The sequence below is a fragment of the Ochrobactrum sp. RH2CCR150 genome, assembly GCA_014138095.1.
GTDB lineage: Bacteria > Pseudomonadota > Alphaproteobacteria > Rhizobiales > Rhizobiaceae > Brucella > Brucella gambitense.
In genome coordinates this window covers 403,317-414,581 of sequence record JACGXE010000005.1, presented here as the reverse complement: position 1 = coordinate 414,581, position 11,265 = coordinate 403,317, and the positions used below count along the sequence as shown (strand labels likewise).

Sequence of the window (11,265 nt, the reverse complement as noted above, 5' to 3'; positions counted from 1 at the left end):
CAGGCGCCCATCGTCTAGCGGTTAGGACAGCGCCCTTTCACGGCGCAGACAGGGGTTCGATTCCCCTTGGGCGTACCACTTGCTGGTTTTTCTTTTTCCAGACATATCAAGTCGTTAGCTCTTTGAGCCTGCAATTTCGCGCGTCGTTTTGCACCATCTGAATTTATTTCACAGATGCTGAAAAAGGGGCTTGCATGTCTGAATTTTCCTGACTATAAGCGCCCCACACCAGCAGGCGCCCATCGTCTAGCGGTTAGGACAGCGCCCTTTCACGGCGCAGACAGGGGTTCGATTCCCCTTGGGCGTACCACTTGCTGGTTTTTCTTTTCCCAAAAAATTGATGAGAACAATACTGGTCGTTCTGCCGGTATATTGCTACGCGCATCTGCACCCATTTCGCAATTCAAAGGGAAATACTGCTCATGTCGCAAGCCACAGCCATCGTTCCCACCACCCACGCCAGCCGCTACCTCCAGCAGCTCTGCAAACACTGGGCGCATAAATTTGCCGTCGAGTTCACGCCTGAACACGGCCAGATCGATCTCGGTGAAGACCGGCTGGTGATTCTGGATGCCGATTCGGAAAAACTCACTGTTACGGTGAAGACCTCAGCCGAAAATCTCGACCGGTTGCAGGATGTGGTTGTGAATCACATCGTCCGCTTCGCCTTCCGCGAGGAACTGGTGTTCAACTGGGAGCAGGCACAAGCGTAAGCGCCGTCGTTTACCTTATCTGCAAATTGCCCGCAAAATGCCCGGAATAGCCATCATCGCATCACATTCCGGGCTCATTCCCCCGCGACATTCCTCACAACTTCAAACGACCGATTTGATGGGGAAAGATATGATGACCAGCGAAACCAGAACCACTCTCACCTTTCTCGGTGCAGGCTTTGTCGCCGCAGCGATGGCGCTTGGTGCGGATTTGAGCTGGGCAGACGTCATCAAGGCGCTTTTCTAGAACCCGCATCATGACCACCCGATATCGCTTTTGACTTTTTGCGGCTTTAGGCGGACAAACATCTCGCCATTCCGTCCAAACTGTTCAGAAGCTTTATGTTATTCCAAACACCCCTCGTCTCCGGCAGGCTCGAACGCCGCTACAAGAGATTTCTCGCAGACGTAACGCTTGACGATGGCCGCTTCATTACGGCGGCCGTGCCCAATACCGGCTCCATGCTGGGCCTGACGACGCCCGGCTCCCGCGCATGGCTTAGCGTTTCTGATGCACCGCACCGTAAATATGCCCATACATTGCAGATCGTCGAGGCTGACGGCACGCTGGTCGGCGTCAATACCGGCCTGCCAAACAAGATTGCCGAGGAAGCTATCCTCGCTGGCCTCATTCCCAGCCTCAGCGGCTATGCCAGTCTCAAGCGCGAACAGAAATACGGGCAAAATTCCCGCGTTGACATTCTGCTCGATGAAGGCGCCCTGCCCCGCGCCTATGTGGAAGTGAAAAATGTGCACTTCATCCGCACACCCGGCCTCGCGGAATTTCCCGATACGGTGACCGCGCGCGGGACAAAACATCTCAATGAACTGACCGACAGTGTTGCCGCTGGTCATCGTGGTGTGATGTTGTTTATTATCCAGCGAAGTGATTGCAGCAAATTCAGCATTTCCGGCGATCTCGACCCTGTCTATGCACGCGCTTTTGAGCGCGCCGTTGCATCCGGGGTTGAGGCATGGGCCGTTCGATGCCACATAACGGATAAAAGCATTGTCGCCACCGAGCTGGTGCCAATTGAATAGACAAAGACGGATCGAGTGATGGTTACTTATATCGAAGCGACAAGCGCCCCCATGAAATATACCGGCCAGATCAGGCTCTATGGCCCGGATGCCTTCGAGGCGATGCGCAAGGTCTGCAATCTGACCGCGCGCTGTCTGGACGCGCTGAACGACATCGTGAAGCCCGGCGTGACCACCAATGAAATCGACCGCTTCGTTTTCGAATTCGGTATGGACCATGGCGCCTTTCCGGCAACGCTCAACTATCGCGGCTATACCAAGTCGACCTGCACATCAATCAACCATGTCGTCTGCCACGGCATCCCGAACGACAAGCCACTACGCGAAGGCGATATCGTCAATATCGACGTGACTTATCTGCTCGACGGTTGGCACGGTGATTCCAGCCGCATGTATGCCGTGGGCGAGATCAAGCGCGCAGCCGAACGCCTGCTGGAAGTGACCTATGAAAGCCTGCTACGCGGTATTGCCGTCGTCAAGCCGGGCGTGAAGACGGGCGCTATCGGCGCAGCAATCCAGACCTTCGCCGAAGCTGAGCGCTGCTCCGTGGTGCGCGATTTCTGCGGTCATGGCGTCGGCCAGCTTTTCCATGATGCGCCGAATATTCTCCATTACGGCACGCCAAACGAAGGCGTGGAAATCAAGGAAGGCATGATCTTCACGATCGAGCCGATGATCAATCTCGGCAAGCCGCATGTGAAAGTGCTCGCCGATGGCTGGACTGCCGTGACGCGCGATCGCTCCTTGACCGCCCAGTACGAACATACGGTCGGCGTAACCAAAGACGGCTGCGAAATATTCACATTGTCGCCGGCCAATGTTTTTGGTCCGGCATCAATGCGGTAAAACCGGAAATATAGTCTCATCTGTTTTTGCGGGGGTTTAAACAGAATGACAAAGAAGAAAGACAAGCCGGGGAGCTACGACATCCCCGGTTTCAGCGACACGCTTCAGCTGACGCCGAAAATCGCGAAACAGCCGCACCATGTCGGCCACCGGGATCGTCTGAAGCAGCGCTTCCAGACGGCGCCCGATGCGCTGGCCGATTATGAGCTGCTTGAGCTGCTGCTCTTTCGCGTTATCCCGCGTGCAGATACCAAACCCATCGCAAAAGCGCTGCTGACCCGCTTTGGCACGCTTGCCGAAGTGCTGGGCGCCTCCGAAACACTCATCGCCGAAGTGCCCGGCGCAGGCCCCTCCGTGGCACGTGACCTGAAGATCATCGAAGCCGTTCACAAACGCAGTGCACGCAGCAAGGTCATGAAGCGCGAAGTTTTCAGCATCTGGGAAAAGGTGATGGACTATTGCATGGCGGCCATGGCCCATGAGACGCGCGAGCAGTTCCGCATTCTGTTTCTGGACAAGAAGAACCGACTCATTGCCGACGAGGTCCAGCAAAAAGGCACGGTCGACCATACGCCCGTCTATATAAGAGAGGTGTTTCACCGCGCGCTGGAGCTTGCTGCGACGGGAATCATTCTCGTGCACAATCACCCTTCGGGCGATCCGTCGCCGTCGCGACCCGATATCGACATGACGCACGCGCTGATAGCGGCGGCCAAGCCTTTGAAAATCATCGTGCATGACCACATCATCGTCGGCAAACAAAAATGCATCAGCTTCCGCAGACTGAACCTGATGTAGCGCTCGCCTGAAACGGGCCAGCCGCTGATGGTTACCACTTGTTAAGCATAGCGCGAAGAATGGCTGTGTGAGGGGTGGAATTCGCTCGAATTTTCTTAAATTTAGTCACAATCACCCAACAAAAGACCACCGTCACACGGGAACCAACCGAGGGCGGCAGTCGCCGTCTTTTGTCGAACAGATCTTGCATATTTTCCATCAGCGTTCCGGATGGAAAAACGGAGTACAAAATGTTGAAGCGTACCTTTACCGCAGTGGCGCTCAGCGCCGGCATCTTCGCCATCGCAGCCCCGGCATTCGCTGCCGATATGATGGGCTCGAACGACTATTCCTACAACGAACCGGTTGCCGCAGGCCCGCACGACTGGTCCGGCAATTATGTCGGCGCACAGGTCGGTGCATCTTCGTCGAAGATCCCGGGCCCGTTCACGAACCGCGCTGGCGTGCTCGGTGGCGTTGTAGCTGGTAAGAACATCCAGAGCGGCAATTTCGTTGTCGGTGGTGAAGTTGAAGCCAATTTCGCAGAAGCCGAACATCGTATCGGTCATGGCGGCAGCCTCCAGCAGTCCTGGAATACCAATGCCAAGATCAAGGCCGGTTACGCTTTCGACAAGACCCTCGTTTACGGCACCGCCGGTTACGGTGTGACCCGCTTCAAGGCGAAGGACAACACGACGTCGGGCCCGGGTTGGGAAGGCGGCGCGCTGGTTGGCGCTGGTGTTGAGCAGGCCCTGACCGGCCCGCTGTCCGTAAAGGCTGAATATGACTTCCAGCGCTTTGGCGACGTGAAGTCGGAAGTCAACGGCGTTTCGCAGCGCAACAACCTCAAGAACCATGCCATCAAGGCCGGTCTGAACTACCGTTTCTAGAGCATTTCCAGCAAAACTGCGCAGCGCCTACGCGGGGAAATCAGTTCACCGGACTGATTTCTGATCCCGCTTCGATGCGTCGGATAATGCGTAAAGCATATAGATAGAGCGGTTCCAAGATTCCGTTTTAACCGGAACCGCTCTAAGCGTAACGGGCCTTATACCGTTTTTGCATAAGGCAATTCCAATTTTGCACAAGGGCTGCGGTTCAACCGTAGCCCTTTCTTTTTGCACCAGTTTCTTTGCTTTCAGATAGGTCTGAGCACACCCTCGTCTATTGACTCCCACTACGTCTCCTATCTTATAGGGAAGTACGATTGGGGATTAGGCGCGCGGCAATTGTGTTTAAATTTTATGCAATAATGCCGATACAAATTCTTCCCGTCACATGAGTTTATTTTATAGAGTGCTAAAGCAAAGCTTTGTCACTCAGCCAGGAAGAAAGCATGCAGCGCGTTTTCGATGGGCATAATGATGTCCTTCTGAGGCTCTGGGAGAATTCCAGAAACGGCGACGATCCCATCCGGGAATTCATCGACGGAACGCAAACCGGCCATATTGATGCGCCGCGCTCCCGCAAAGGCGCTCTCGCCGGCGGCATTTGCGCCATTTATGTGCCGTCCGGCCACCATATCGAGCTTGGCAAGCCGGACGCCAATGGCCACTACGACACGCCGCTTTCGCCACCGCTTCAGCGCACCCCTTCCCTCGACATTGCAGTGGAAATCGCAGCCATCGCGCTCCGCCTTGAGGAGGCTGGCGCTTGGAAACTGTGCCGCAATGGCCGCGAGCTCGACGAAACGCTGAATAGCGACACCTTTGCCGCCGTCCTCCACATGGAAGGTTGCGAAGCAATAGACGCTGATTTCGCAGCGCTCGATGTCTTCTACGGCCTTGGCCTGCGATCACTTGGCCCCGTCTGGAGCCGCAATAATATTTTCGGTCACGGCGTGCCCTTCTCTTACCCGATGAGCCCCGATACCGGCCCAGGTCTGACGGAAGCGGGCAAGCGCCTCGTCAAGGCGTGCAACCGCAAGGGCATCCTCATTGATCTTGCGCATATCACTGAGAAGGGGTTCTGGGATGTTGCTGAACTCAGTGATCAGCCTCTGATCGCCAGCCACTCCAATGCCCATGCCTTGACGCCTGTGGCCCGCAATCTGACGGACAAGCAGATGGACGCCATTCGCGAAAGCAAGGGGCTCGCTGGTTTGAACTACGCGACCACCATGTTGCGCGCCGATGGCAAGGAAGACGCCAACACGCCGATGTCCGATATGGTGCGCCATATCGATTACATGGTTGAGCGCATGGGGATCGACTGCGTGGCGCTCGGTTCCGATTATGACGGCGCGACCATTCCAGCAGAGATTTCCGATGCCGCCGGAACCCAGAACCTTGTCACGGCCTTGCGAGAGGCGGGATACAATGACGAGGAACTGGCAAAGCTTTGCCGGGGCAACTGGATCAGAGTCTTGAAGCAGGCCTGGCACGAAGCCTGAGATACAAATACAATCCAACAAAATCCCAACAAAAATACAGGAAGGGAACACACAACATGATGCATTTTGGACGTTTTCGTATTTTGGCCGCCGGCGCAGCACTTGCCGCCGTGCTGGCCGCAAATCCGGCCTTGTCGGCCACACCAGCTGATACGCTGGTTCAGGCATGGGCAATTGATGACACCATCACGCTCGACCCGGCAGAATCCTTCGAACTCAGCCCCGCTGAATTCATCGGTAACGCCTACGACATGCTCGTTCGCCTCGACATCAATGACACGTCGAAAGTCGTGCCCGGTGTGGCGGAAAGCTGGACCGTTTCAGACGACGGCCTCACCTATACGTTCAAGCTGAAGAAGGACATCAAGTTCGCTTCGGGCAACCCGATCAGCTCGGCTGACGTCGCCTACTCGTTTGAGCGCGCTGTGCGCCTCGACAAGAGCCCGGCTTTCATTCTGACCCAGTTTGGCCTGACCAAGGACAACGTCAACGAAAAGGCGAAAGCGGTAGACGACAACACTTTCGTCTTCACTGTCGACAAGCCATACGCACCAAGCTTCGTGCTGAACTGCCTGACCGCTACGGTCGCTGCGATCGTCGACAAGAAGCTTCTCGAAGAGCATGCCGTAAAGGTCACGCCAACCGACGATTACAAATACGAAACCGACTATGCCAATGCATGGCTGAAGACCAAGTCGGCAGGTTCCGGCCCGTTCGCAATTCGCGAATGGCGCGCCAATGAAGTCGTCATTTTGGAACGTAACGACAATTATTACGGCGAAAAGGCCAAGCTCAAGCGCGTCTTCTATCGTCACGTCAAGGAAAGCGCTACGCAGCGCCTGATGCTTGAATCCGGCGACGTCGACGTTGCGCGTAATCTGGAACCGGGTGACTACGAAGCCGTTCAGAAGAATGATAAGCTGACCACAGCCAGCGCGCCCAAGGGCACGGTCTATTACATCAGCCTTAACCAGAAGAACGCGAATCTGGCCAAGCCGGAAGTTCGTGAAGCGTTCAAGTATCTGGTCGATTACGACGCAATCGGCTCGACCCTCATCAAGGGCATCGGCGAAATCCGTCAGACCTATCAGGCCAAGGGCGTTCTTGGTTCTCTCGATGCCGCGCCGTACAAGCTCGACGTTGCGAAGGCGAAGGAACTCCTCGCCAAGGCAGGCCTGAAGGACGGCCTCTCGGTCACATTCGACGTCCGTAATGGCCAGCCAGTCACCGGCATTGCGGAATCCTTCCAGCAGACAGCCGCACAGGCTGGTGTGAAGATCGAGATCATCCCCGGCGACGGCAAGCAGACACTGACCAAGTATCGTGCGCGTAACCACGACATGTATATCGGCCAGTGGGGCATGGACTATTGGGATCCGAATTCCAACGCGGAAGCCTTCACCAGCAATCCGAACAACGCCGACGATGCGTCCACCAAGACGCTTGCTTGGCGCAACGCCTGGGACATTCCTGAACTGACCAAGCAGACGCAGGCCGCCCTTCTTGAGCGCGACAACGACAAGCGTGCTGAACAGTACAAGAAGCTCCAGCAGGAAGCGCTCGACCAGAGCCCCTTCGTCATGCTGTTCCAGCAAGTTGAAGTTGCCGGTATCGGCGGAAATGTGAAGGGTTATAAGCTCGGCCCGACATTCGACTCCAATTTCCTTGCTCCGATCACCAAGGAATAGTCAGCTACGCCTTGGCGCATGAATGTGCCTAAGCGGCTTTAAAACAAGGAGATGGAGCGGTTTTCTGAATCAAAAAGGAAAGCCGCTCCAGAGCTTTTCAAGCAAAGATGACTGAGGCTTCAGATCGAAACTGTTCTGAACGCCTCATTATCGGAAGCGGTCAAAACATTGAGTAACACTGGAACCACCAAAAAGGTAAGGCGAGCGCCGCGGCGTTCAACGGCCCTTGCCGCGTCGATAGCCAGTTTTCTGGTTATCGTCGTCACAACCTATCTGGGCCTTCTGGCCGTAACATTCTTTATCGGCCGTGTCGTGCCGATTGACCCTGTGCTGGCCATCGTCGGTGACCGCGCTCCCGCGCATGTCGTCGCCCGTGTGCGCGAAGAGATGGGTTTCAATCTGCCCTATTACCAGCAGTTCTATCTTTACGTGAAAGGCGTGTTGCACGGCGACTTTGGAACATCTGTTCTCACCACCAATCCGGTCATGACCGATATCCGCCGCGTTTTTCCGGCCACAATGGAACTGGCAACCATCGGCACGATCATCGGGGCTCTGTTCGGTATTCCGCTCGGCGTACTTGCAGCCGTTAAACGTGGCAGCATCATCGACCAGATCGTACGCGTGGTCGGCCTTGTCGGCTATTCTGTTCCGATCTTCTGGCTCGGCATGTTGGCGCTGTTGGTCTTCTACGCCCGTCTCGGCTGGACCTCTGGTCCTGGTCGCATCGACATCACATTCGAATATACGTTTACCCCGATCACCGGGTTCTACCTGATCGACGCGATCCTCCAGCGTGACTGGCCAGCGCTCAAGGATATTGTTTCCCACCTTATCCTGCCATCGGCACTGCTTGGATATTTCTCGCTGGCCTATATCAGCCGCATGACGCGTTCCTTCATGCTCAACGAGCTTGATCAGGAATATATCGTCGCGGCGCGCGCCAAAGGCATTTCGGAAACCCGCATTATCTGGGGTCACGCGCTGCGCAACGCCGCCGTCCCACTCGTAACCGTGATTGCCCTTTCCTATGCCGGACTTCTGGAAGGCTCGGTTCTGACCGAAACCATCTTCTCGTGGCCCGGTCTTGGACTCTACATCACGAATTCACTACAAAACGCTGATATGAACGCCGTTCTCGGTGGCACCATCGTTATCGGGTCGGTCTTTATCGCGCTCAACCTCGTGTCCGATCTTCTCTATCGGCTTCTCGATCCAAGGACGCGCGCACGATGAGCCAAATGACAGATACTTCCAACCTCTCATGGCGCGAATGGTTGCTCACCGAGCGGCCGCAATCGCGCACGCAGGCCCGCCTCGGTCGCGCCTATATGGTCTGGCGGCGGTTCACCGCCAACAAACTGGCTGTTCTTGGCCTATTGATCATTATCGGACTGCTGGTTGTTGCAGCTCTGGCCGATGTGTTGGCACCACATTCGCCAGTTATCGGCGATCTGGCCAATGCACGCCTGCTGCCACCCGGTACGCCCGGCTATCTGCTTGGCACCGATGATCAGGGCCGCGATATTCTCTCGCGCCTGATCTATGGCTCCCGCCTCACGCTCTATGTCGTGTTGCTGGTTGCCATCATCGCAGCTCCGATCGGCCTTCTGGTCGGCACGGTCGCTGGTTATGCAGGCGGCTGGGTCGATGCCGTTTTGATGCGCATCACCGACATCTTCCTCGCTTTCCCGAAGCTCATTCTGGCGCTCGCCTTCGTGGCGGCTCTGGGACCAGGCATCGAGAACGCCATCATCGCCATCGCGATCACCTCATGGCCGCCTTATGCCCGTATTGCACGTGCAGAAACGCTGACCGTGCGTAACTCCGACTATATTTCGGCAGTCCGCTTGATGGGTGCATCGCCGATCCGTATCGTCGTGCGTCACATCATGCCGCTCTGCACCTCGTCGCTGATTGTCCGCGTGACGCTCGACATGGCGGGTATCATTCTGACGGCAGCGGGCCTCGGCTTCCTTGGCCTCGGCGCACAGCCGCCATTGCCGGAATGGGGCGCGATGATTGCATCAGGTCGCCGTTTCATTCTCGACCAATGGTGGGTTGCAGCCATGCCCGGCATTGCGATCCTGATCGTCAGCCTCGGCTTCAATCTGCTGGGCGACGGCCTGCGCGATGCGCTCGATCCGCGGGGTAACAACCAATGAATCCGCTTCTGACTGTAGAAGACCTGCGCGTCACTTTCCCAACTCGCACGGGCGCGATTGAAGCGGTGCGCGGTGTCAGCTTCGAGCTGGGCCGCGAACGCCTCGGCATCGTCGGCGAATCCGGTTCAGGCAAGTCCCAGACCGGTCGCGCGATCATGGGGCTGACACCACTCCACGCACAGATCACGGCCAAGACGCTTAATTTCGACGGTATCGATCTTCTCAACATTTCGGCCCGCGAACGTCGCGCTTTGCGTGGCGGTCGCATTGCCATGGTGTTGCAGGACCCGAAATATTCGCTCAATCCTGTAATGACCATCGGCAAGCAGATAGCCGAAACACTGAAAGCGCATGGCAAATATAGCAGCGCGGAAATTCGCACCCGCTCGGCAGCCATGCTGGAAGCGGTGCAGATTCGTGATCCTGAACGCGTCATGAAACTCTATCCGCACGAGGTTTCGGGCGGCATGGGCCAGCGCGTGATGATCGCCATGATGCTGGTGGCCGAACCGGAATTGCTGATCGCCGACGAACCGACCTCGGCGCTCGACGTGACGGTGCAGCTTGAAGTGCTCGGCATTCTCGACAAGCTGGTGGCCGAGCGCGGCATGGGGCTGATCTTCGTCAGCCACGACCTGCGCCTCGTTTCCTCCTTCTGCGACCGCGTCATCGTGATGTATGCGGGCCGTATCGTCGAAGAAATCGCGGCCAAGGATCTCGCCAACGCGAAACATCCCTATACGCAAGGATTGCTGAACTGCATGCCGAAAATCGGAGCCGACCGCCATCCTCTGCCAACCTTGCAGCGTGAGGAGGCTTGGAAGGCATGACGCAAGCTCAAGTTCAGGCACAGGCGTCCGCGCCTGCACTCAGCGTCGATGATGTTGACGTCTATTTCGACCATTTTCATGCATTGAAATCCGTCACCATCAATGTGGCGCGCGGCGAATCCTACGGGCTCGTCGGCGAATCTGGTTCTGGCAAGTCCACGCTTCTGCGCGCAGTCGCCGGGCTTGCGCCAGTTGAGAACGGAGAAATCCGCATCGACGGCAAGCCCCTCAAGACGCCCCGTGACAAGGCTTTCTATCGCAATGTGCAGATGGTGTTTCAGGATCCCTACGGCTCCTTGCACCCGCGCCAGACGGTGGACCGGCTTTTGCTGGAACCGCTCGCCATTCATGGCGTCAGCGATGCCGAACAACGCATCGTGCGTGCTCTGGATGAAGTGGGTCTCGGTTCGGGCTTCCGTTTCCGCTATCCGCACCAGCTTTCGGGTGGCCAGCGCCAGCGCATCGCCATCGCCCGCGCATTGATCGTGGAACCGAGCATTCTGCTTCTCGACGAACCAACATCGGCGCTCGATGCGTCGGTCCAGGCGGAAGTGCTCAACCTGCTGGAACAGGTTCGCCGCGACCGTAACCTGACCTTCGTCATGGTGAGTCACGATCTCGGTGTCGTCACCCATATGTGCGACCGCCTTGCGGTGATGCGCAATGGTGAAGTGGTTGAACAATTGCAGGCTAGCGATCTCGTTACCGGCAATATTCACGCCGACTATACGAAGAACCTGATGCGGGCGAGCGAAGGTTTCAGACGCTGAAACCAGACCACTACGTAACAAAAAAGGGGACCTTTCGGTCCCC

The 11,265-nt window shown here is 56.6% G+C and carries 11 protein-coding genes and 2 tRNA genes; all 13 read left to right on the top strand.

Translation table 11 applies throughout. The features are described 5' to 3' along the window. Nucleotides 1–3: 3 nt before the first annotated feature. Nucleotides 4–78, top strand: a tRNA-Glu gene (locus FHW03_RS13940). A gap of 157 nt (nucleotides 79–235) precedes the next feature. After that, a tRNA-Glu gene (locus tag FHW03_RS13935) sits at nucleotides 236–310 on the top strand. A gap of 112 nt (nucleotides 311–422) precedes the next feature. Beyond that, on the top strand, nucleotides 423–713 hold the full coding sequence (locus FHW03_RS13930) for a DUF2218 domain-containing protein (protein ID WP_182521158.1): 291 nt from the start codon (nucleotides 423–425) through the stop codon (nucleotides 711–713). A 342-nt stretch (nucleotides 714–1,055) separates the two neighbouring features. Further along, complete coding sequence (gene sfsA / locus FHW03_RS13925; RefSeq protein WP_182521157.1) at nucleotides 1,056–1,754, top strand: DNA/RNA nuclease SfsA; 699 nt, start codon at nucleotides 1,056–1,058, stop codon at nucleotides 1,752–1,754. 18 nt (nucleotides 1,755–1,772) lie between these two features. Further along, nucleotides 1,773–2,600, top strand: coding sequence for a type I methionyl aminopeptidase (gene map / locus FHW03_RS13920; protein WP_182521156.1), 828 nt, complete (start codon nucleotides 1,773–1,775; stop codon nucleotides 2,598–2,600). 45 nt (nucleotides 2,601–2,645) lie between these two features. Next, a complete protein-coding gene (gene radC / locus FHW03_RS13915; protein ID WP_182521155.1) occupies nucleotides 2,646–3,398 on the top strand; it encodes a DNA repair protein RadC in 753 nt (250 codons plus the stop codon). A gap of 230 nt (nucleotides 3,399–3,628) precedes the next feature. Then, nucleotides 3,629–4,267: an outer membrane protein gene (locus FHW03_RS13910; RefSeq protein ID WP_138786275.1), complete on the top strand. Its 639-nt coding sequence runs from the start codon at nucleotides 3,629–3,631 to the stop codon at nucleotides 4,265–4,267. Between the two features lie 446 nt (nucleotides 4,268–4,713). Continuing rightward, nucleotides 4,714–5,769, top strand: coding sequence for a dipeptidase (locus FHW03_RS13905; RefSeq protein WP_182521154.1), 1,056 nt, complete (start codon nucleotides 4,714–4,716; stop codon nucleotides 5,767–5,769). A 56-nt stretch (nucleotides 5,770–5,825) separates the two neighbouring features. Then, complete coding sequence (locus tag FHW03_RS13900; RefSeq protein ID WP_182521153.1) at nucleotides 5,826–7,457, top strand: ABC transporter substrate-binding protein; 1,632 nt, start codon at nucleotides 5,826–5,828, stop codon at nucleotides 7,455–7,457. A gap of 168 nt (nucleotides 7,458–7,625) precedes the next feature. Continuing rightward, nucleotides 7,626–8,693, top strand: coding sequence for an ABC transporter permease (locus FHW03_RS13895; protein WP_138786278.1), 1,068 nt, complete (start codon nucleotides 7,626–7,628; stop codon nucleotides 8,691–8,693). After that, entirely contained in the window at nucleotides 8,690–9,622 is a 933-nt protein-coding gene (locus tag FHW03_RS13890) for an ABC transporter permease (RefSeq protein ID WP_010659865.1), read from the top strand. The genes FHW03_RS13895 and FHW03_RS13890 overlap by 4 nt, the downstream gene beginning before the upstream one ends. Further along, on the top strand, nucleotides 9,619–10,452 hold the full coding sequence (locus FHW03_RS13885; RefSeq protein ID WP_182521152.1) for an ABC transporter ATP-binding protein: 834 nt from the start codon (nucleotides 9,619–9,621) through the stop codon (nucleotides 10,450–10,452). Before FHW03_RS13890 ends, FHW03_RS13885 begins: the two co-directional genes overlap by 4 nt. Next, the gene (locus tag FHW03_RS13880; protein WP_182521151.1) at nucleotides 10,449–11,222 is read left to right on the top strand and encodes an ABC transporter ATP-binding protein; all 774 of its coding nucleotides are present in this window, start codon (nucleotides 10,449–10,451) and stop codon (nucleotides 11,220–11,222) included. Before FHW03_RS13885 ends, FHW03_RS13880 begins: the two co-directional genes overlap by 4 nt. The last annotated feature ends 43 nt before the right edge of the window (nucleotides 11,223–11,265 follow it).